Source organism: Pseudoalteromonas sp. S1610 (genome assembly GCF_005887465.1).
Classification (GTDB): Bacteria; Pseudomonadota; Gammaproteobacteria; order Enterobacterales; family Alteromonadaceae; genus Pseudoalteromonas; species Pseudoalteromonas undina.
Map to the genome: position 1 here is coordinate 21,534 of NZ_PNDI01000021.1, position 22,750 is coordinate 44,283.

Genomic DNA, 22,750 nt, shown 5'->3' on the forward strand with positions numbered 1-22,750 from the left:
GGGCGAAATTGTACCAAAACATGGCTAAGCAATCCAGCTATAAATAGCAAATCTGTGCACAAAAAACAGACATTTTTTATGTCCCTATTTATTTAATTTTTTTATTGCATCCCATGCCGCATCCATTTCCTCTAAAGACGCTGACTCAATACATTTACCCTGGGCAATTAAGTAATTTTGCACCTTTTCAAATCGTGCAGAAAACTTATCGTTGGCACTACGAAGCAATTGCTCTGGATCACGTTTAACATGGCGCGCTACATTCACGGTAGCAAACAACAAATCACCTAGCTCTTCTGCTGTATGCGCTGAGTACGGGTTATGAGCTAAAGCTTCTTTCACTTCCTCAACCTCTTCACTCACTTTATCTATAGCGCCATGATAAGTAGGCCAATCAAAGCCTAAAGCGGCTACACGTTGTTGAATTTTTTTAGCTTTTGTTAAGCTAGGTAAACTATTTGGTATATCTTGCCAAAGTGTTGAGCTTTCATCTTGGGGTTTAGCTGCGCGCTCTTGTGCTTTTATTGCTTGCCACTGCGCGGCTAATTCGGCATCAGTTGTGGGTGTGTCTTGCGATGAAAATACATGCGGATGACGGCGCACTAGCTTCTCATTTAACTGAGCCACCACATCATTAAAGTTAAATAATTGCTGCTCTTGCGCTAGTTGCGCATAAAATACGATTTGAAATAACAGATCACCTAGTTCACCTTTAAGTTCATTTAAATCGTCGCGCTCAATACAATCAGCCACTTCATAGGCTTCTTCAAGAGTGTGAGGTACGATTGACGCAAACGTTTGCTTGAGATCCCAAGGGCATCCGCCCTCAGGGTTTCTCAGTGTTTGCATTATTTCCAGCAGTTGGCTTAAAGCCTCATTGTTAGCCTGATTACTGCCCTCGTTTTGCACTGTGTACCCCTTCGATCTGATGTAGCTTAGACAGCACTTTGTTTGTGCCTTGTAAGTCATGCACTTCAATTTGCATCACAAAAATAGCAGTTTGAGTGCTATCAACCGTGTTTACGTTCATATTGAGCACATTAACTTTTTCATTGGCAAGTGCAGAACTGATGTCACGAATTAAGCCAGAACGATCACTGGCTTCAATGCGAATAGTTAAGGCGTAAGAGCTACTAATATCGTCTGACCAACTCACTGAAATAACACGCTCGGGGTGCTTGTTTTTTAAATTACTAAACGAATCACAATCCTCTCGGTGCACCGCAATACCGCGCCCTTGAGTAATATACCCAATAATTTCATCCCCAGGTACTGGGCGACAACAACGAGCAACATGGCTCATTAAACTACCGACCCCATCCACCACAATACCGTTTTTGTCACCAGTCACTTTACTAGGCGATTTAAAACGAATTACCGGCTCATGCTCTGTTCTGTCGGTAATAAAGTTAAGCATTTGGTTAAGACGAATATCGCCTGCGCCAATGGCGACCATTAAGTCATCAAGTTCTCTAAAATTAAAACGCTTTATAGCAGGATCTAAATCTTTATAAGTTAGCTCTAATTTTTGTAATTCGTTATCAAGGATTTCTTTACCCGCACTTAAATTTTTATCGCGGTCGAGCTGTTTAAACCAATGGTGGATTTTGGCTCTAGCGCGAGACGATTTAATATATCCCAGCGACGGGTTTAACCAATCACGGCTTGGGTTTGGCTGCTTTTGGGTTAGTATTTCAACTTGGTCACCAGTGCTTAACTGATGAGTAAATGGCACTATTTTGCCAAATATTTTTGCGCCAATACATCGATGCCCTACATTGGAGTGAATGTAGTAAGCAAAATCAAGAGGCGTTGCCCCCAGTGGTAAGTCAAAAATATCGCCTCGAGGGGTAAACACATACACACGATCTTCAACCACTTGGTTTTTAAGCTCTTGTGCTAAATCGCTGCCATCAACCACTTCTTCTTGCCATTGCAGTAATTTACGCAACCAGCTAATTTTTTGCTCATAGCCTGAACCACGCCCTGGTAATGCGCCTTCTTTGTACATCCAATGCGCGGCGACACCCAGCTCTGCATCTTGATGCATGTCGTGTGTTCGTATTTGAATTTCAACGGTTTTACCCTCAGGACCAAACACAACCGTATGAATAGATTGATAGCCATTTTGTTTTGGGGTCGCAACGTAATCGTCAAACTCTTTATTTAAATGACGCCAATTAGTGTGCACTATACCTAGGGCGCCGTAGCAATCTTGTAATCGTTCAACCACAATTCGCATGGCACGTATATCAAATAGCTGATCAAACTCGTAGTTCTTTTTCGCCATTTTTTTATAAATGCTGTAGATATGTTTTGGCCTGCCGTACACCTCAGCTTTAATACCCGCTTCATGGAGGCGTTGTTTGACCTGTTCAACCATATCAACCATATACGCTTCACGGGCAAGGCGCTTATCATCGAGCTGCTTGGCAATGTTTTTATAAATATCGGGGTGCAAATAACGAAAAGCTAAATCCTCAAGCTCCCATTTTAATTGACCAATACCAAGACGATTGGCAAGCGGTGCAAATATATCAGCGGTCTCTTTGGCGGCAACTACTCGCTCTTCTTCTGCGGCATCTTTGACATTGCGTAAATGGCAAACCTGTTCGGCTAATTTAATCACCACAGCGCGCACATCTTCCACCATAGCAAGCAGCATCCGGCGAATATTATCGACTTGCACAGTGCCGTTGCCTTGATGAGCTAAGGTACTTATGGTAGCCATTTGTGACACACCTGTAAGCAGCACTGCAACATGATTGCCTAAATGCTCTTCTACCGCATCAATGCTCACTACATCATTTAAATAATAAGGGGTTAAATAGGCTGTGGCTAAAGAGTCAGCATCTAAATTTAACTCAACTAAAATCTCCACCATTTCTATAGCGGTATTTTGTCGCTCGCTGTTATCGCACGTTTGGCAAAGCTGCTGCGCTTTGTTGAGTAAGCTGATTTTTTCTTGAGACAAATCAAGAGATTCTACGCGTGAAAAAAAGTCACCCGCTTTATCATGTTGATGAGATTGACGTGTCGCTACCATAATGCGCTTTACCTCCGTTGAAATAACGCCATAGTTTCGATATGCCCCGTGTGAGGAAACATATTCATTAGCCCTATCTTGTTCAGCTCAAAGCCGGCTTGCGAAATAATAGCGCTGTCACGGGCTAAAGTAACAGGGTCGCAAGAAACGTATAAAATCGCTTTAAACTGAGTTAATGGAAGCTGTTCTAAAACTGCCATCGCACCAGTGCGTGAGGGGTCGAGTACTAAAACATCTAATTCTTTATTAAACCACGGCGCTTTTTTAATGCTCGTGGTTAAATCAAAACAATGAAACTGGGTATTAGTAATAGAGTTAGTGTGCGCATTTTGTGTTGCTAATGCAACCGCCGAAGTTACGCCCTCAATTCCTGTTACTGTTTTAGCTTGTTTGGCTAACACTAAAGAGAAGTTACCAATACCACAAAATAAATCCAGAACATTTTCATCGCCTTGAAGTGCTAACCAGTTTGCAGCTTGGATCAGCATCGCTTGATTTACACTCGCGTTAACCTGAATAAAATTACTGAGCCCAAACTCAAACATTATATTTAACTGTTCAAGTTTATAAAATGGCATAGCTAAATGTGAATGATCAATAGTATCACTGTCACTTTGCCACACTAACTGCCAATTATGAGCTGCCACACTTTGCTCAACAAACGCCTTATCATGAGGTGAAATCGCTTTGGTATGGCGGATAACAATAAAAGATTGTTCATCAGCGGCACATAATTGTAAATGACTGATACTGTGTAGCGTCTTGTTTTGATTAATGACTTTATCAAATACATTAAATACATCGGCAAATACATCACTTAAAACTGGGCACTGATTAATACTAACAATACTTTTAGAGCCACGTGCTCTGTAGCCTACCCGCATTTTTTTTGCAGCCTTGTCGAGCATAACAGCAATTCGAGCACTGCGTCGATAATGAGTTGCTTGGCTTTGCAGCGGGGCTTGCCAGTTTAAATCGGTTAATTTTGCAAACTTGGCAAATAATTGATTCACCGCAGCTTGCTTTTCAATTACCTGTTGTGTGGTATCTAAATGCTGTAGCTGGCAACCACCACACTGACTGTAATGTTCACAAATAGGCGCTGTGCGATATTCACTAGCTTTAATTATTTTAAGCGTATCAGCTTGGCTGTAACGTGCTTTATCATCAACCAACTTGGCTTTTACTCGCTCACCAGGTAATGCACCACTAACAAAACACACTTTATTATTGTACTTAGCAATACCACGGCCATGGTGATCCATTGCTGTAATATCGAGTTCTAGCGATTGCTGTTGTAGTGGTTTTTTCTTTGCTTTAAATATTTGTGCCATGAGGCATTACCTTAAAGGTTGATGAATTACGTCTCTACTTTGAGAATAGCTATGAGTATGTATATACTCACATTTAATAAAAATGATAATAATGCTCAGATTATGACCAAACTAGGCTTGCGCGATTCTGTTTTAACACTCACCCTGATCCCCACAGTGATCATTGGGCTATTACTAGGTGGTTATTTTACAATAAATCGTTACATTGAGCTTGATGAAATTTTATATCAACAAGGCACAACAATTTCTGAGCCTTTAGCGATTGCTCTTGAACAACCTTTACTGGAAAAAAATAAAAAACTACTTAATCGCGTGATTCGTTATACACATAACAAACACTCACCGGCGATTAAATCAATTGCTATTTTTAATGATAACAACCAACTTATTATAACTAGTAACTATCATCGCTCGTTCGATACCTTAATTGAGCAAACACAAATAGACAGTTTTAAAGCCACACATGTTCAGCAAACTGAAGAGTTAGTAACTTTTTTTACCCCTATTATTAATCACACAACACCTAATAGCGATTGGAATACCTCTGAGTTTCAGACCACATTAGGTACCGTAGTGATCCAACTTAATCGCGACAAAGCTGTTATTGGTCAGCAACGCGCATTATTAGTCAGCGGTATTATTATTATTCTTGCCTTAGTATTAGCAGCTATTTTAGCACTAAAACTTAGCCGTATGTTTATGACACCGCTAAATAAGTTAGTACTTGCTACCGACAGGTTGATTGAAGGGAAAAGACAAACAGGGTTAACTGAGCCCATGAATGGTGAGTTTGAACTATTGCGTGAAGGACTCAATACCATATCCCACTCTATGGTGATGCAAAAAGACGAAATGCAAAAAAATATTGATCAAGCAACTAGTGATTACCGCGAAACGCTTGAGCAATACGAAACACAAAATATACAGCTCACTATGGCTAAAAAAGAAGCCCAAGATGCTAACCGCGTTAAGTCTGACTTTTTAGCAAAAATGAGTCATGAATTGCGCACACCACTTAATGGGGTTATTGGCTTTACTCGCCAGCTTTATAAAACACCGCTAAATAAAAACCAAAAAGATTACCTTGATACCATTGAGCTTTCAGCAAACAGCTTACTGACCATTATTAGCGATATATTAGACTTCTCCAAATTAGAAGCGGGTGCTATGGAGCTTGAATCAATTCAATTTCAATTACGCGATAGCGTAAACGAAGTGATGACATTACTGGCACCTAGCGCTCACGACAAACAACTTGAGCTCTCTATTTATATAAACCCTCAGGTGCCCGATCACTTAACCGGCGATCCCACTCGATTTAAACAAGTACTTATTAACTTGTTAAGTAACGCTATAAAATTTACTGAAAAAGGCGCCATTAAAGTCGATATTAGCCATCGTTTGTTGGATGAGGAGCGTACTTCCATTTTAGTGTCGGTGGCTGACACCGGGGTGGGTATTCCTGCCGATAAACAAGACGCTTTATTTACCGCCTTTGGCCAAGCCGACTCCAGTATCACCCGTAAATTTGGTGGCACTGGCTTAGGGCTTATTATTACTAAACATATTGTTGAAGCTATGAATGGCCGTATTACCTTAAATTCAGCTCCAGGTAGTGGCACATGCTTTACTTTTAATGGCGTATTTAGATTACCAAATCATGTATTTATCAACGATTTGCCTACCCAGTCATTAATTGGTAAACGTGTTCTTTATCTAGAGCCACATAAGCATACCCATCATGCCGTTGTTTCATTATTACAAGAGTGGAAAATTAGCGTCACTCGATGTCATAGCGAAAGTGAATTTTTAGAGTGTATCGAGAAATCAGAGATTAATTTTGATATATGCCTTATTGGTCACATGGCATCGGTTGATGATATGCAGCGCTTAAAAAGCTATGTAAAAGCGGTTAGGGAATCAACCGATTATTTATATTTAATGCTTAATACTGTATCACACAATATGCGTGAAGCCTTTATAGGCAGCGGTGCAGATGCCTGTTTAAGTAAACCGCTCAACCATCGTAAATTATGTGAGTTATTAGCCGCACCATATCGACTTGATCACCCGGCGCATAACATAGACCAGCATGAACAAACTCTACTGCCATTAAAAGTATTAGTGGTAGATGATAACGACGCTAATTTAAAATTAATTTACACCCTACTCAACGAACAGGTGGAATTGATTGATACTGCTCATAATGGTTCACAGGCTTACAGCTTAAGTAAAAGTCATAAATATGATGTGATTTTTATGGATATTCAAATGCCGATAATGGATGGCATTACAGCCTGTAAACTCATTAAAGAGTCATCTTTAAATGAAGATACACCTATTATTGCCGTAACGGCGCATGCACTTAATAGTGAAAAAGAACAATTATTAAAAGATGGCTTTGAAGGCTATTTGACTAAGCCAATTGACGAAGATATGCTCAATCAAATTATTTGCGATCATAGCCCGCAGTTACCTGTAAGCCGTGATAAGTCAAAAAGCACATTTGAACATAGCACAGCCCCTTTTGATAGCACTCGGCTTGATTGGACGTTGGCGCTGCAACGTGCAGGCGGTAAGCCTGAATTAGCCAATGAAATGCTTAACATGTTGTTATTAAGCGTGCCTGAAACCCTAAACTTATTAAATCAAGCAATAGTCAGCAATGACTGCCCTCAAGTACTCAGTGTGATCCATAAATTTCATGGAGCGTGTTGCTATACTGGTGTACCAAAATTAAAAACATTGGCTGAAACGATCGAAACATCACTTAAAAATGAGTGCGTACTTGATAATATAGAGCCCGAACTGTTTGAACTTCAAGACGAGCTGGAAAACTTACTTGTTGATGCCAACATTGATAACAACAATAAAAAAGACGAGCTATAGCTCGTCTTGTCTATTGTTATTTATGATTCTAAGCGCGAGCTTCAAGCATTAAGCGTTTCATATCACGCACTGCTTTATCTAAACCATCAATCGCTGCACGGGCAATAATAGCGTGACCAATATTAAGCTCGTAAATCTCTGGCATCGCTGCAATTGGCTTCACGTTGTGATAATGCAAACCATGGCCGGCATTAACAATTAAGCCAATACTCGCTGCATACTTAACGCCTTGGCGGATGTGTTCAAGCTCTTTTGCTGTATCTTCATCGTTGGTGGCATCAGCATACGCCCCAGTATGAATTTCAACATAAGGCGCACCACAGGCTTTTGCCGCGTCTAACTGCGCTTTATCAGCATCTATAAAGAGTGACACTTTAATACCGGCTTGCGTTAGAGTTTTAGTCGCTGCGGCTATTTTATCAATATTACCCGCTACATCTAAGCCGCCTTCGGTAGTAAGCTCTTCACGTTTTTCAGGTACTAAGCATACATATTCAGGTTTAACCTCAAGTGCAATCGCAATCATTTCATCGGTTACTGCGGTTTCAAGGTTCATACGTGTTTGAATGGTTTTAGCCATCACATACACATCGCGGTCTTGAATGTGTCTGCGGTCTTCGCGTAAATGAATCGTAATGCCATCAGCACCGGCATGCTCTGCAACACTGGCTGCATGGGCTGGATCTGGGTAAGAAGTACCTCGAGCTTGGCGAAGCGTTGCAATATGATCTACATTCACGCCTAGAAGAATATCTTTCATGTTTGTACCTGTAAAATTTGTTTATTGAGAGCTAATAAATAACTCACGACTTTTTAATGGCTTATTGCCCAATAATGGCTTTAATAAATAACGACTTAATTGCTTTGCCATATATAACACATCCGCTTGGCTAAAGTCATGATTTGCTATGGCATTAAGTTGTGAACCGGTAAATCCAGAACGCGTGTCATGTTGCACCGAAAACCCTACTTCTGCAAAATAGCTATACGTTTGTTTATCGTCAATTGGCTCACCGTCCGCATCAAAACTAAAATCAACACCATATCCTAGTAACTCTAACAATTGAAATTCATAAGAGCGCAGTACCGCTTGCATGTCAGTACCACTATTAAGGTTTTCTAGGTGTGTTTTATAAAGTTGAAAAACTTGATCAATGGGCTCATTAATCGGCACAATGCGATTAGTTAGCTCATTTAAATAAAAGCCACAATAAAGCTTATCACCGGTTAGAAATAACGGGTTGCCGTAGAGCTCAAATTTATTAATATATTTTAAATCGTATTTGCCATTGTAATGGACGAGTAAGGATTGAAATGGTTGCAATTGGGCTTTATGTTTAGTGGCCTGGCGGCCACTAACTCGTGCGAGCATTCTAAGCTGGCCAACGCCTTCTACCAGCATATCTAACATTACTTGCGAGTCACTATAGGGACGTCGATGTAATAAATAGGCTTTGTAAAAGTCGCTGTCCATATTAGGCTATTCGATACTTATTAGTCTTCACCATAGCCTAAGCTTCTTAAGGCACGTTCATCGTCAGCCCAGCCCGATTTTACTTTAACCCATAGTTCTAAAAATACTTTATTTTCAAGCATTTCTTCTAGGTCTTTACGCGCTTCACGGCCGATCACTTTTAGCTTTTCGCCTTTGTTACCGATAACCATGCGCTTTTGCGTTTCACGCTCAACTAAAATAAGGCCATTGATATGCCAAACACCGTTTTCTTGCCATTTAAACTGCTCTATTTCCACAGTCACTGAGTAAGGTAGTTCCTCACCCATAAAGCGCATAAGCTTTTCACGGATCACTTCAGCAGCCATAAAGCGCATTGAGCGGTCAGTAACGTAGTCATCCGGAAAATAAAATTCGCACGGCGGTAAACGTTTAGTCACTTCTTCTTTGATCAGGTCAATATTTTTACCCTGAGTCGCAGATACAGGCATAATGCCTATAAAGTCAAACTTATCGCCTAAAAATTTCATGTGTGGCAGTACAAGATCGCGATCTTTCACTTGGTCAATTTTGTTAATAACTAACAATACCGGCTTGCCGCTTTGGCTCACTTTGTTTAGTACCATCTCGTCATCGGCATTCCAATGGGTGCCTTCAACAACAAAAATAATCAGTTCAACATCGCCAATTGAGCTCGACGCTGCGCGGTTCATTAAACGGTTAATAGCGCGCTTTTCTTCAACATGCAGACCTGGGGTATCTACATAAACCGCTTGGTGTTTACCCTCAGTATGAATACCCATAATACGATGGCGCGTGGTTTGTGGCTTACGTGAGGTAATACTGACTTTTTGCTCAATAATTTCATTAAGCAAGGTTGATTTACCCACATTAGGACGGCCAACAATCGCAACCATGCCACAAAATGTGTCTATTTCGCCTTCATGAGGCTGTATTAAGGTATCAAGATTCATTTTTAAGTATCTTCAATGCTTTTTCGGCCGCTTTTTGTTCGGCTTTACGCCTTGAGCTGCCAACAGAAATAATGCTATCCATTCCATCAACGATACATTCAACCGTGAATGTTTGATTGTGTGCCTGACCTTTAGTGTCTACTACAGTATAACCAGGTAATGATAGCTTACGAGCTTGCAAATACTCTTGCAGCAGGGTCTTAGGATCTTTTTGGTTAAGCCCTGGTGAAATAGCATCTAAACGTGATTCATACCACGCTAAAATAAGCTCGCCGCAACGATCAATGTCTGAATCTAAAAATACAGCGCCAATTATAGCTTCCACTGCATCTGCTAGGGTCGACTCGCGTCTAAACCCGCCACTTTTTAGCTCGCCAGGGCCTAAACGCAGGTAATCACCTAGCTCAAACTCAAGACCAAATTCAGCTAACGTCTGGCCGCGAACTAAAGTCGAACGCATGCGGCTTAAATCGCCTTCACGTGCTTTAGGAAATTTAGCGTACAAGGCATTGGCAATTACAAAACTCAAAATCGAGTCGCCCAAAAATTCGAGTCGCTCGTTGTGTTGACCTTTGTGGCTGCGGTGCGTCATTGCTTGCTCAAGTAGGCCTTGATCAGCAAATGTGTAGCCAATTCTTTTGTATAACTCTGTTACATTTTTTTTCATTGTTACTGAATATTACCTAGGCGTTCAAAACGAACACCAGTTGGAACCCATCCTGGTAAAATGTCATCTGGGCCATTATCAAATTCAAAACTCATCCATATAAAGACAGCTTTACCCACCAAGTTTTCTTTTGGTACAAAGCCCCAAAAGCGACTATCTTGGCTGTTATCGCGATTGTCACCCATCATAAAGTAATGATCAGCAGGCACCACCCATTCATCTGCAGGAGTGCCCAATTGCTGGTAGTAACGCCCTTTACGTTCAGGCGATTTTGGGTTGATTAAAATATCATGGCTAGAGGTCGTTAAATCTTCATTTAAACGCGCTAAAGCCATTGGGCCTTGCATAAATTCATCATCATTAATTAATTTAAAATCAATTTTATTGAATTCGTTGCAAAGAAGCGCGCCTTTTTTAACGTCACCTTCTTCACATTTTGGTTGAATATATAAACGCTTGTCGCGATAAACAATTTTATCGCCAGGTAAGCCTATAGCGCGTTTAATATAATCAACTCTCTCATCTAATGGGTATTTAAAAACAACAATATCGCCACGCTCTGGTTCGCTCACATCCACTAACTGGCTGCGCCATACAGGGTCTTTAATTCCATAAGAATACTTTTGCACTAAAATAAAATCGCCTACTAATAAGGTTGGCATCATTGAACCCGATGGGATCTGAAACGGCTCAAAAATAAACGATCTAAAAATAGTGATAGCAGCAATCATCGGAAAAATCGACTTTGCTGTTTCAGTAATGACTGGCTCAGGCGCAATCAATGCTGCTGTTTCTTCGTCAAGTTGGCCACCGGCAGAAGTTTGTGCAATTGCCAAACGCTCTTGCCTTTTAGGGGCAAACATTAAGTGATCTATTAACCATATTAAGCCTGAGCCTAAGGTTAATAGCACCAATAAAACTGAAAAGTAGCCAGCCATTTATTATCCCTTTATTTTTTATTTACCAACTTTTAAAATGGCTAAGAACGCTTCTTGAGGCACTTCAACGTTACCAAGTTGCTTCATTCGCTTTTTACCATCTTTTTGTTTTTGAAGTAATTTTTTCTTACGACTCACGTCACCGCCGTAACACTTAGCGATTACGTTTTTACGAAGTTGCTTCACGGTTGTACGCGCGATTACATGCTGACCAATTGCTGCTTGAATCGCAATATCAAACATTTGACGTGGTATAAGCTCTTTTAACGCATCAGCAAGCTGACGACCACGAGACTGCGCGCTTTCACGGTGTACAATAATAGCAAGGGCATCAACACGCTCGCCATTAATGAGTATATCTACACGTACCATGTCTGAGGTTTGGAAGTGCTTAAAGTTATAATCAAGCGACGCAAAACCACGACTGGTTGATTTTAGCTTATCAAAGAAGTCCATTACCACTTCGGCCATTGGCAGTTCATACGTTACTGCAACTTGCTTACCATGGTAGCTCATTTTAGTTTGCATACCGCGCTTATCAACACATAAAGTGATTACGCTACCTAAGTACTCTTGCGGTACTAAAATGTTAGCCTCTACTACTGGCTCACGTATTTCTAAAATATCGTTTACGGCTGGTAAGTCAGATGGATTATCAATTTGTGTAGTGCCCTCTTTAGTCACTACCTCATAAATAACCGTTGGTGCTGTGGTTATTAAGTCAATGTTGTATTCACGCTCTAAACGCTCTTGAATAATTTCCATGTGCAGCATACCTAAGAAGCCACAACGGAAACCAAACCCTAATGCGGTTGAATTTTCTGGTTCAAAGAATAACGACGCATCGTTTAAGCTTAGTTTGTTAAGTGCATCGCGGAACGACTCGTAATCATCTGACGCAATTGGGAACATGCCCGCGTAGACTTGTGGTTTAATTTTTTGAAAACCAGGTAAGCGCTCAGGTGCCGCATTTTTTTGATGAGTAATAGTATCGCCCACCGGTGCACCGTGTATTTCTTTAATACCGGCAATAACAAATCCTACTTCACCTGTACGTAAAATACCGGTATTAGTTTGTTTAGGTGTGAAAATACCCACATGATCTGCAGTATGAATATGCTCATTCGACATAATTTTAATTTTGTCGCCCGCGCGAAGTTCACCATGCTTAATACGCACTAGCGATACAACGCCTTGGTAAGGGTCAAACCAAGAATCGATAATTAGCGCTTGTAATGGCTCGTCTTTATCACCAACTGGTGGCGGTACATCTTTAACGATCATTTCAAGTACTTCGGCAATACCCACACCTGTTTTAGCACTACATTGCACGGCATCAAGGGCATCAATACCAATGATGTCTTCAATTTCTTCGGCTACACGTAATGGGTCAGCTTGTGGTAAATCAATTTTATTTAGAACCGGTATAACTTCTAAGTCCATTTCGATGGCGGTATAACAGTTAGCCAATGTTTGTGCTTCAACACCTTGGCCAGCATCAACAACCAATAATGCACCTTCACACGCGGCTAATGAACGTGATACTTCATAAGTAAAGTCAACGTGACCTGGAGTGTCGATAAAGTTGAGCTGGTAGGTTTCACCATCGTTTGCTTTGTAGTTTAACGTTACACTTTGCGCCTTGATGGTAATGCCACGCTCACGTTCAATATCCATTGAATCCAGAACCTGCTTCTGCATTTCACGGTCGGTTAAACCACCACAAACTTGGATCAAACGGTCAGAAAGGGTCGATTTACCATGGTCAATGTGGGCGATGATCGAAAAATTACGGATATGCTTCATAAACTGGATTCTAAACTTCTATTTTAAAGGACTAAGGTCGCATGCCTAAATAACTTGAAAATACTTGCTGTGCATTTTCAAGTTACTGTGGCATAAAAACGCAATTTTACATTTAATTGGCGTCAATCACCATCTATTTGAGTTAAAGGAAGACTAATTGGATGAATTTTTATCACTTTAATCTCATGCCTAAGTGATTTTACCCATGTTTTAGCAATTAAGAAGCCGGTGATGCCACCCAATATCGCTGCTAAAATTTGCCAACCTTCAGCCAATAGTATTAATTCACTGGTTATTAAGGCAAAGATTAAACTCAAAAATAAGGGCAGCATGTAAACGGCAAAGGCATGTTTTACAACGTGGCTGTCATCCAGTGACATAGTCACTTTTTGTCCAACTTCTAGTTGCGTTTCGAATTTATAGGGTAAGGTTTTCTTTGCTGTACCAAATAACTTACTAAACACTTGAGAGCCACAACGACCATTACAGCCTTCGCAGGCCTGCTTTTGTTGAGCTTCTAAATGCGCAACGTGGCCACTAAGGGCCACGACGGTTAACGTTTGTTCTATCATCTATAATGCCCGTGAAACAGACTCAGCAATCGCTTTAGCGCTCATGGTTGGAATGTTCCCCACCACAGACACATCAAAATTTCCGCCGTTGTGCACATAAATAGTGGTTGCTCCTGAGGTGAGAGCTCCGCTTAAGCGCTTACCTGGTAGTGGCCGTTGCACAAATACTGATACCTCAACAAATCCATCAGAAAATAAATAATAATCTGTTAATTCATTGTTTAAGTCGAGCTTATGTCTATCGGACTTGAGTAATTCAAACCCTTCAGGTAGCCATCCAATAGTCCAATTCATAGCATTCGCTTTGCTTTGTTCATCAATTGAATTAGCGGGTAATGGTGTTGGAAAATTACGATTAAGCACTTCTAATAATAAGCTTGCCGGTTGCTCAGTTACGCTAATGTGGGTAAGTTGTAATTGCTCAAGCGCTTCGCCTTGGTGATTCACATAGGCGGCTTTCAATAATAAAGACGACTCAGTATCAATCCAAATCCAATAGTTATATTTGTCATCGTTTCTAGATTCAATTCGAACCAGCTGAGCAGGACGCCCCGCAATACGGCCTTTACCACCAAGCACAAAGTCATAATGTGCACTTAAGCGGTTAATATCTTTAAATAAGACTTCTGGGATAGGCCCTGCAATTGAATCGGTTGTTAACGAGTAAGGTTCTGATTGTGGCTCAAAGTAGGTAACTTGATCGTCAATGCGGATCATTTCAAGGCCAGCACCATTAAGCAAACTTAAATGTTCAAGCTCTATATCACCTTGTTTAGCATGCACCCAGCGGTAGGGCTCCATACTTTTACCCTTAACAACAACAAAAGAGGCGTCGAAATTACGAGTGTGAACTGCACTGGCCATTTCAAGCAGTAAATCTTTAGCGGGGTTTGTGTCATTGGCCAAAGTGCTAAAACTTAACACCAATGACATAATAAAAGTGATTACTTTCATCTAATTAGTTTTTTTCCTCTGGGGATGTTTCATCTGTTTTAGCTGTTTTTAACGAATGAGCTACACGCGCTTGACGCTGATGTTCAAGTACTAATGCGCCAATGCGTTGCTGCTGAAGCTCTCGCAAACCTTGCTCTGCGTTATCAAGTGCAGGTGCCGATGAGTAGCTTACTGGCGACGCCATGCCGGTTAACGGCGTGGTTTGCAATAATGGAATTTCGTTTTGCACAGCTTCTTCACCTTGCGGTAAGGTGTTCACACCAACAATAGTAAACATTGCTACGCTCGCTGCAATCGCTAATTGAGCAACTGGTTTACGCCAATTAAACGCCACTACTTTATTTTCTGTTTCGGTATTTGAAGGGGTTGCCAACTTATCAGACTGGCTAAAGTCTGCATAAACGGGCTCACTCTCAAGTGCTAACGAAATGCGATCACTAATATCAAAATCCATATTATTGTTATTTTCTTTAGCTCGCATTGCATCACCGATTAACGCGTAACGGCCAAACGTAGCAACATCATCCGATGCAATAGTTGCATCATTTAATGTTTGTTCACCGTCAAGTAATGCTGATAACGATTCGTTATCTAAGCGGTTAACGTGTGCTTTTGTCATACTAAGACTCGCCTATTAATGGGTTTAATTTATTATCAATTGCTTCACGGGCACGAAAAATACGCGAACGTACCGTCCCGACTGGGCAATCCATAACCACGGCTATTTCTTCATAGCTCATACCCTCAATTTCTCTAAGAGTAATCGCGGTTTTAAGATCTTCAGGCAAACTATCAATCGTATTAAAAATAACAGCGCGGACTTCTTCGCTTAATAGTAAATTTTCAGGTGACGCGTTAGAACGCATTGAATCTGCACCTTCATAAAACTCGGCATCGTCAGCATCTATATCATTTGCTGGCGGTTTACGCCCTTGAGCCACTAAATAATTTTTAGCACAATTAACGGCGATACGGTAAAGCCAAGTATAAAAAGCACTATCACCACGAAAGTTTGGAAGGGCACGATACGCTTTAATAAACGCTTCTTGTGCTACATCAGCAATGTCACCTTGATTTGATACATAACGTGAGATCAAACCGGCTATTTTGTTCTGATACTTCTTAACTAATAGGTTAAAGGCGTTTTTATCTCCCTGCTGGACCCTTTTCACTAACGCTAAATCTAATTCCTGCTCGCTCATTCGAGCCGGTACTCCTCTGATTGATTCTTGCTTATTATTCATAGTGTCGCCATTGTTCACACCTACTCTGACCCTTAGATGAATAAAAAGTTCTGACTCATATTGTTTTTTTATAAAATAGCTACAAATTACGCGTTTATACGCTAAAACCACTTAGTAGTAGTTCAACAAATATGGTACAACTGTAAGTATTAAAAATAAATATTGCTCTATCTGAGCATTGTAACCGCAAAGTACCTCACAGATGAACCAAAATAAACATCACATTACCGATGTCGCTATTATTGGTAGCGGCGCAGCAGGCTTATCACTTGCTTTATCTTTGGCTAATTACTGTAACGTTACCGTGATCAGTAAAGGTGAATTAACCGAAGGTTCTACTCTTTATGCCCAAGGCGGAATTGCCGCTGTTTTTGATAAAAAAAATGACAGTATAGAATCTCACGTTGAAGATACTTTAGATGCAGGTGGCGGTTTATGTGACAGAGAAGCTGTTCATTACACTGCCAGTAATGCGCATGACTGCCTACAATGGTTGATTGACCAAGGCGTACCTTTTGATATGGAATTTGATAGTAAAGGTAAAGAGCGCTTTCATTTAACCCGCGAAGGGGGTCATAGCCATCGACGCATTTTGCATGCTGCCGATGCCACTGGCAAAGCAGTGCAAACAACGCTGATTAGCCAAGTTCAAGCGCACAGCAATATCACCTTGTTAGAGCATTATAATGCGATTGATTTAATTACTGATAAAAATATCGGTAAAACGGGGTCACATGTTCACGGTATACATGTGTGGAATAAAAAAGCCAAAAAAGTAGAAACCATTGGCGCAAAATTTGTTGCCTTAGCAACCGGTGGCGCAAGTAAAGTGTACCTTTACACCTCTAACCCTGATGTTTCTAGCGGTGATGGCATAGCAATGGCATGGCGTGCAGGGTGTCGCGTTGCTAACATGGAATTTAATCAATTTCATCCAACCAGTCTTTACCACCCAGAATTACAGAACTTTTTAATTACTGAAGCAATGCGTGGTGAAGGGGCCTATTTAAAACGCCCTGATGGCACTCGCTTTATGAAAGAGTTTGATGAACGAGAAGAGCTCGCACCTCGCGATATTGTAGCGCGCGCTATCGACTTTGAAATGAAACGCCTTGGCGCAAATTGCGTATATTTAGATATTAGCCATAAAGACAAAGATTTTATTATTGAACACTTCCCTACTATTTACGCTAAATGCTTGAGCGTAGGGCTTGATATAACCAAAGAAGCAATCCCTGTCGTTCCTGCGGCACATTACACCTGTGGTGGCGTAATGACCGACTTTAACGGCAAAACGGATTTAGCAAATTTATACGCTGTGGGTGAAGTGGCTTATACCGGCTTACATGGTGCTAACCGCATGGCAAGTAACTCATTATTAGAGTGCATTGTATTTGCCCATGCAGCAGCAAAAGACATTTTAAGTAAAATAGAGACCGCACCCGCGCTGGTAGATTTACCTAGTTGGGATGAAAGCCGTGTATCTAATTCAGATGAAGAAATCGTGATCACCCATAACTGGCATGAGCTACGATTATTTATGTGGGATTATGTGGGAATTGTACGCTCAACCAAACGTCTTGAACGTGCGCTGCATCGTGTTGAACTGCTACAACAGGAAATACACGATTATTACGCAAACTTTAGAGTAAGCAATAACTTACTTGAGTTACGTAATTTGGTGCAAGTTGCCGAGCTTATAATTAGGAGCGCAATGGAACGTAAAGAAAGTCGTGGACTACACTTTACTATTGATTATCCAGAGCAAAATGAGAACCCAACGCCCACTATTTTGACTCCGCTACGTAATTAATTGCTTCAAGCGTTGCCCGTTTTAAGCGCGCATAGCTTTGCTCATCAACACTATTGGCTGAGATAATCAGCCAATAGTTTTTACTAAAGCCATTAATATACAGCCACACACTCTGACCAAGTAACCGGCTTTGCTTACTAATGAGCCCTTGAATTTGCCTGCCAGATCCTTCAAAACGAAATTGATTCGGCTCTAAGAGTATAATTCCTTGCTGTGGTTGAGCAGCCACGATTTTTCGCCAAACAATAATGCCAGCAAGTGTATTAAGTGCAATACAAAAAAGAGTTGCCACCACCGAGTCCATAAATAGGCACAACACTAAAGTCAGCACACAAAAAAAGACCACAATCGGTTTGTGGTCTGTTTTATTATCTGTAACGGTAAATCTATACACGAACTCGGTCTAAAATTAGCTGAACCATGCTGTTTAGCTCTGCGTCTTTACATTCTTCATGGCCCATAAACCAAGCGAATAAATCTGGGTCTTCTTGGGTTAATAGACGCTGAAAAATCGCTTGCTGTTTAGCATCTAACGAATCATAAGCTTCTTCAACAAACGGCATAAACAAAACATCTAGCTCTAACATGCCACGGCGACAAGCCCAACGGATACGTGCTTTACTATGTATTTCAACCATTTTAAACCTCATATTTAATTAACTCGAGTTTACCAAATACGCGTTAATTTAACAGCACTAAGTTATAAAAACATCGTCTGTTAGTCGCTGTACCATACGCTTTAACTACGTTATTATGTGGCTTCATTTGTTATTGCAAAGAAGGTGTTTATGTCTCAGGTTTATGCATGTCCTTTATCACATCAGGTTATTAGCCTCTCAGGCGCAGATAAATTATCGTACCTCCACGGACAAATCACTCAAGATCTAAATAAACTTAACAACGATAACTTTTTGTGGGCAGGTCACTGCAGTGCAAAAGGTAAGTTATGGGGTGTATTTAAGCTATTTTCTTATCAACAAAGTTACTTTTTAGCTGGTTCAAGTGCAGAAGTAGAACGCTCTCTTGCTGAATTAAAAAAATATGCTGTATTTGCAAAAGTTGAAATTAATAAAGCCTCAGAGCGATTAATTGGTTTACTTGGTGATGACCTAACAGGCTTACTCACACAACTCGATATTCACTTTAGCGATGACGCCACGGCTTGTGACTTCGCTCACGGTAAAGCCCTTAAACTTGCATCAAACCGCGTTTTATTGATGGTTGATAGCCAATTTTGCCTACCTGACGACGTGTCGACCCTCGACAACGATGCCCTATGGCAACAAGCGTCTATACTCGCTGGTGAACCGCAATTAAGTGTCGATGCGATTGATGAATACGTACCGCAAATGGTTAATCTGCAAGCCATTAACGGCATTAGCTTTAAAAAGGGTTGCTACACAGGCCAAGAAACCGTTGCACGTATGAAGTACCTAGGCAAAAACAAACGTGCTATGTATATCGTTTCTGGGCAAAGTGAAGGGTTACTCGAAGCACCCGACATTGAAACTCAATTAGGTGAAAACTGGCGCCGCGCAGGTAAACTTATTGCGCAAAGCTATAATGAACAAACACAGACTTTAACTGGTTTGGTCGTGTTGCCAAACGATACTGATATCGATCAGACTCTTCGTGCAAAACACACCCCTTCGGTAGAGCTAAACATTCTGCCTCTACCTTACTCTCTTGAAGATGAATAATAGGAATGACTATGATCGTTGCAGCAAATAAAGTGGTAAAAATGCATTACTCTGTTTTAGATAATGACGGCAATACCATTGATAACTCATTTGGCGGTGAGCCATTAATTTTTATCGTTGGTACAGGTTACCTGATCTCAGGGCTTGAAAACGCGCTGCAAGGCAAGCAAGCTGGCGATACACTAAGTGTAAAAGTAGAGCCTGAAGAAGGTTACGGTGAGCGTCATGATCACTTAATGCAAGCTGTACCAAAATCAATGTTTGAAGGTATGGAAATTGAAGTGGGCATGCAATTTCGGGCAACTACAGATGACGGTGACCAGTCAGTAATGATCATCGACATTCAAGACGAAGAAGTGATTGTTGATGGTAATAATCCACTTGCCGGTATTACACTTAACTTTGATGTAGAAATTTTAGAGGTACGCGATGCAACAGCCGAAGAGCTTGAGCATGGCCACGTACATGGTGAAGGCGGCTGTGGCCACGAGCACTAAAACCCGCTAAATAAAATTACTACACGTTTATAAAAAAAGCGCCTAAGGCGCTTTTTTTATAGCATATTATTCTGTGTTCGTAATTTGGCTTGAGGCTCTGCTGCTGGCATTTCAGCAGGGGTTATTTTATCTTCAAGCGCAGCAACTAATCCTGCTTGGTCATTCGTGCCTAAGCGATACTGAGTGCCATCTTGAAGCGTTAATTGCACCGCACTAAAGCCTGATACCGAATAAATCCACCCATCGTGTGTAATGCGAATACCAATACCATGACGGTATGAATTTTGTACTTCCTTTACATCCACTATGTCTTCTAATGCTAATTTTTGGCCTGCAACACCAGGGCCAAATGCCCAGCTAATATGAGTTTCGTCAACTTTAATGGTTAAACCGTGGAACAAAAAACCCACCAGCACTAAAATACCAGCAAATACGATTAACGGGGCATCGGCACCAATTAAATTCCATGCAAGCGCAACAAAACCACTGATCCACGCTAATACTACAAATATAAATACCGCATACTGCTTATGCTGATACATAACACTCTCTATTAAAAAGTTAAAAAATTAAAAACTGTACACTAAGGTGGCACTGAGCTCTGAATCGTATTTTAGTTTATCTTCTTCAGGCTTAGAATTATAACGATACATATAAGCAAACTTAAGCGATACCGCGCCAACCACTTGGCTAATTAATGCCGTTTCTGACTTTAACCGAGAGTTAAGCCCAGACAAAGATTGTTCTATACTGATATCTTGATTAAATCGGGTACGCTTAGATACCAACCTCTCCCACTGCATTGCAATACGAAGTAAATAACCCATTTTGTCTTTGTCGTCTTCAAGTGCTGTTGACTCATCATCAGCAACTGAGCGGTATAGACCTGGGCCAATATCTATATCTACCTTATTTTTAACCCCTTGATAAACACGTGCGCCATAACCGGTTGCTACCGTACTTTTAAAATCAAGGCCGCTAAATTGATCTTCCTCATAATCCCCGTAAATAAAGAAAGACGAGTTTTTAACGCCTATTTTATAGTTACCCTGTGCAGAGAAAAACACGCGATTAGCAGTCACATCCGACTCACCCGTTTCTTCGTTTTCGTCACGTTTGTACAAAGAGTCTATTTTGAATTGATTTCGCCAGTTTTCAAAATCTTGATAAAGGTTCCCTTTAAGCTTAAAACTGGTTGAATTAGTGTTACCTTTACTTAAAATAAAACCAAATTCGGTATCACCATACAATACTTCGCCTTTGTGTAACTCATGAATTTCTTCATCAGAGAGCTCCCCATACTCATGAAAATCTTCAAAGGGATCAACTGCCCAGCTAAAGCAGCTAAATAATAAAAGCAGTAATACAAAGGAGTTTCGCAAAATACGTTCTCTTACATATGGCAATAACAAAAAAGCAGAGAAATGGTTATTCACTTTCTTTCCACAAAATATGACAAAAAGGCGCGTCTTTATCACGGCTAATTAAGATTTTCGCAAATAATACGTCTTCGTTATCAAACTCAAGGCCAACTAATACTTGAATAAAATGCTCAGGTTCAATTTCTAGGGCAACAAAGTCTTGCCACTGTTCATCGGGCTCATCTTCTTCAATAAAGCCTAGTTCTTCACGGTGTAGGTTAAATTCTTCAATATCTTTGTCGCTTAAATTATTGGGAGCCAGCTCTAAAAAAATATCATAAGCTTGATGAGTTGCTTCTTCTACCGTAAATAAACGTGGACCTGACATGAATGGTTAACCTCTGAGCTTTTAAGTGGCAATCATAATATCAAAAGTTGCTAGGGTTTTGATAAAAAAAACACGTTAAATACTGGCTTTTTTACTTTTACCTAATACTTATAGATATTGTTGGATGGGTTTGTATTAAGGTCTGCTGACCTTTTAAATTAAATTTTCCTTTAAAGGGAATAGACCCAACTTACATTAAAAAATTCACTTTGTTTTTATTCATCTTCATCCACTTTACTTAACATCAATAAAAACATAAGCTCAAACAACAGGTCAGAGGAGTGCATAATGATAAAATTAGAAAAAAAACAGGGTATTGCCACTGTTACATTAAATCGTGTAGAAAAACAAAATGCCTTAAGCTTTACTATGTTTGTTGAGCTTAACAAGGTGATTAAAAATATAAAAAGAGATGCCAGTATTCGTGCGGTTGTATTAACCGGTGAGGGCGAACACTTTTGTGCCGGGCTCGATATTAACGCGGTTATGGCCTCACCATTCAATATCATAAAGCTCCTATTCAAATGGCTACCTGGTAATCAAAACCTAGCGCAAAAGGTCGTACTGGGCTGGCAGTCATTGAGTGTGCCTGTAATTGCTAAAATTAACGGAAACTGTCTTGGTGGTGGCCTGCAAATAGCCCTTGGAGCTGATTACCGAATTGTTCATCACGATGCCAAACTCGCCATTATGGAAGCGCGCTGGGGGTTATGCCCAGACATGGGCGCTAATGTTATGCTTGCAGGCTTAGTTAAACGCGACCAAGCACTTTGGCTAGCAAGTCATGCTGACCCCATTAGTGCTCAACATGCTTTTGAACTCGGTTTAGTAACAAAAACAACCGACGATACCGATAAAGCAACTAAAGAAATGCTTGATACATTACAAGCACGTTCACCTGACACATTAGCAGCAATAAAACGTGTAACTCAACAAAGCTATAAAGCCCCAGCTCGAAAAATACTCGCCAAAGAAACATGGAGTCAAATTCGCTTATTAATCAACCCTAATACTAAAAAAGCCATTGCTAAAGCAAAAGGTAAAACTGATATTGAGTTTGCAAACGCCAAACGCTGGTAATACTAAGGCACAATGCACAAAACAGCGTTATTTG

The 22,750-nt window shown here is 40.6% G+C and carries 23 protein-coding genes; 5 read left to right on the top strand and 18 right to left on the bottom strand.

Annotation, left to right across the window (positions count from 1 at the left end; translation table 11 throughout):
- Positions 1-84 precede the first annotated feature (84 nt).
- From mazG to rlmD, 3 genes are read right to left on the bottom strand one after another with little or no spacing between them, the layout of a single operon-like run.
- Positions 85-909: a nucleoside triphosphate pyrophosphohydrolase gene (gene mazG, locus CWB77_RS09925; RefSeq protein ID WP_138622571.1), complete on the bottom strand. Its 825-nt coding sequence runs from the start codon at positions 907-909 to the stop codon at positions 85-87.
- The gene (relA, locus tag CWB77_RS09930) at positions 890-3,046 is read right to left on the bottom strand and encodes a GTP diphosphokinase (protein ID WP_010387807.1); all 2,157 of its coding nucleotides are present in this window, start codon (positions 3,044-3,046) and stop codon (positions 890-892) included. The genes mazG and relA overlap by 20 nt, the downstream gene beginning before the upstream one ends.
- 8 nt (positions 3,047-3,054) lie before the next feature.
- Complete coding sequence (gene rlmD / locus CWB77_RS09935; protein ID WP_010387805.1) at positions 3,055-4,380, bottom strand: 23S rRNA (uracil(1939)-C(5))-methyltransferase RlmD; 1,326 nt, start codon at positions 4,378-4,380, stop codon at positions 3,055-3,057.
- Positions 4,381-4,482: 102 nt separating this feature from the next.
- Here rlmD and barA point away from each other — a divergent pair, with 102 nt between their 5' ends.
- Positions 4,483-7,269, top strand: coding sequence for a two-component sensor histidine kinase BarA (barA, locus tag CWB77_RS09940; protein WP_171039095.1), 2,787 nt, complete (start codon positions 4,483-4,485; stop codon positions 7,267-7,269).
- A 28-nt stretch (positions 7,270-7,297) separates the two neighbouring features.
- On the opposite strand, the gene pdxJ is transcribed toward barA, so the two are convergent.
- The 10 genes from pdxJ to rpoE form a co-directional block, all read right to left on the bottom strand.
- Positions 7,298-8,029, bottom strand: coding sequence for a pyridoxine 5'-phosphate synthase (gene pdxJ / locus CWB77_RS09945; RefSeq protein WP_010387803.1), 732 nt, complete (start codon positions 8,027-8,029; stop codon positions 7,298-7,300).
- A gap of 21 nt (positions 8,030-8,050) precedes the next feature.
- Positions 8,051-8,743, bottom strand: coding sequence for a DNA repair protein RecO (recO, locus tag CWB77_RS09950; protein ID WP_138622573.1), 693 nt, complete (start codon positions 8,741-8,743; stop codon positions 8,051-8,053).
- Between the two features lie 20 nt (positions 8,744-8,763).
- Positions 8,764-9,696: a GTPase Era gene (gene era / locus CWB77_RS09955; protein WP_010387801.1), complete on the bottom strand. Its 933-nt coding sequence runs from the start codon at positions 9,694-9,696 to the stop codon at positions 8,764-8,766.
- Complete coding sequence (rnc, locus tag CWB77_RS09960) at positions 9,686-10,363, bottom strand: ribonuclease III (protein ID WP_008466504.1); 678 nt, start codon at positions 10,361-10,363, stop codon at positions 9,686-9,688. The genes era and rnc overlap by 11 nt, the downstream gene beginning before the upstream one ends.
- A 2-nt stretch (positions 10,364-10,365) precedes the next feature.
- Entirely contained in the window at positions 10,366-11,301 is a 936-nt protein-coding gene (gene lepB, locus CWB77_RS09965; protein WP_054201762.1) for a signal peptidase I, read from the bottom strand.
- A gap of 18 nt (positions 11,302-11,319) precedes the next feature.
- Entirely contained in the window at positions 11,320-13,107 is a 1,788-nt protein-coding gene (gene lepA / locus CWB77_RS09970) for a translation elongation factor 4 (protein ID WP_010387797.1), read from the bottom strand.
- Positions 13,108-13,229: 122 nt separating this feature from the next.
- Positions 13,230-13,679, bottom strand: coding sequence for a SoxR reducing system RseC family protein (locus CWB77_RS09975; RefSeq protein WP_010387796.1), 450 nt, complete (start codon positions 13,677-13,679; stop codon positions 13,230-13,232).
- Complete coding sequence (locus tag CWB77_RS09980; RefSeq protein ID WP_138622575.1) at positions 13,680-14,633, bottom strand: MucB/RseB C-terminal domain-containing protein; 954 nt, start codon at positions 14,631-14,633, stop codon at positions 13,680-13,682.
- A gap of 4 nt (positions 14,634-14,637) precedes the next feature.
- Positions 14,638-15,252, bottom strand: a complete 615-nt coding sequence (locus CWB77_RS09985) for a sigma-E factor negative regulatory protein (RefSeq protein WP_138622577.1) — start codon at positions 15,250-15,252, stop codon at positions 14,638-14,640.
- A gap of 1 nt (position 15,253) precedes the next feature.
- Positions 15,254-15,835, bottom strand: a complete 582-nt coding sequence (gene rpoE, locus CWB77_RS09990) for an RNA polymerase sigma factor RpoE (protein WP_010387792.1) — start codon at positions 15,833-15,835, stop codon at positions 15,254-15,256.
- A gap of 244 nt (positions 15,836-16,079) precedes the next feature.
- On the opposite strand from rpoE, the gene nadB reads away from it, so the two are divergent.
- On the top strand, positions 16,080-17,690 hold the full coding sequence (nadB, locus tag CWB77_RS09995; RefSeq protein WP_138622579.1) for an L-aspartate oxidase: 1,611 nt from the start codon (positions 16,080-16,082) through the stop codon (positions 17,688-17,690).
- On the opposite strand, the gene CWB77_RS10000 is transcribed toward nadB, so the two are convergent.
- Both CWB77_RS10000 and CWB77_RS10005 read right to left on the bottom strand, forming a co-directional pair.
- Positions 17,665-18,021: a hypothetical protein gene (locus tag CWB77_RS10000; protein WP_138622590.1), complete on the bottom strand. Its 357-nt coding sequence runs from the start codon at positions 18,019-18,021 to the stop codon at positions 17,665-17,667. The genes nadB and CWB77_RS10000 overlap by 26 nt on opposite strands.
- A 55-nt stretch (positions 18,022-18,076) precedes the next feature.
- On the bottom strand, positions 18,077-18,328 hold the full coding sequence (locus tag CWB77_RS10005; RefSeq protein WP_010387788.1) for an FAD assembly factor SdhE: 252 nt from the start codon (positions 18,326-18,328) through the stop codon (positions 18,077-18,079).
- 150 nt (positions 18,329-18,478) lie between these two features.
- On the opposite strand from CWB77_RS10005, the gene ygfZ reads away from it, so the two are divergent.
- Positions 18,479-19,390, top strand: coding sequence for a tRNA-modifying protein YgfZ (gene ygfZ / locus CWB77_RS10010; RefSeq protein WP_036953592.1), 912 nt, complete (start codon positions 18,479-18,481; stop codon positions 19,388-19,390).
- 11 nt (positions 19,391-19,401) lie between these two features.
- Positions 19,402-19,887: an FKBP-type peptidyl-prolyl cis-trans isomerase gene (locus CWB77_RS10015; RefSeq protein ID WP_008111743.1), complete on the top strand. Its 486-nt coding sequence runs from the start codon at positions 19,402-19,404 to the stop codon at positions 19,885-19,887.
- Between the two features lie 56 nt (positions 19,888-19,943).
- Here the strand turns inward: CWB77_RS10015 and CWB77_RS10020 are convergent, their stop codons facing one another.
- The 3 genes from CWB77_RS10020 to CWB77_RS10030 are packed head-to-tail and all read right to left on the bottom strand — an operon-like array spanning position 19,944 to position 21,636.
- Positions 19,944-20,429 carry a hypothetical protein gene (locus tag CWB77_RS10020; protein ID WP_138622581.1) on the bottom strand — a complete coding sequence of 162 codons (486 nt, stop codon included), beginning with the start codon at positions 20,427-20,429 and terminating at the stop codon, positions 19,944-19,946.
- A gap of 27 nt (positions 20,430-20,456) precedes the next feature.
- Positions 20,457-21,269, bottom strand: coding sequence for a DUF481 domain-containing protein (locus CWB77_RS10025; RefSeq protein ID WP_054201958.1), 813 nt, complete (start codon positions 21,267-21,269; stop codon positions 20,457-20,459).
- 46 nt (positions 21,270-21,315) lie between these two features.
- The gene (locus CWB77_RS10030) at positions 21,316-21,636 is read right to left on the bottom strand and encodes an HI1450 family dsDNA-mimic protein (protein ID WP_055013217.1); all 321 of its coding nucleotides are present in this window, start codon (positions 21,634-21,636) and stop codon (positions 21,316-21,318) included.
- 288 nt (positions 21,637-21,924) lie between these two features.
- Here CWB77_RS10030 and CWB77_RS10035 point away from each other — a divergent pair, with 288 nt between their 5' ends.
- Positions 21,925-22,716, top strand: coding sequence for a crotonase/enoyl-CoA hydratase family protein (locus tag CWB77_RS10035; protein ID WP_138622583.1), 792 nt, complete (start codon positions 21,925-21,927; stop codon positions 22,714-22,716).
- The last annotated feature ends 34 nt before the right edge of the window (positions 22,717-22,750 follow it).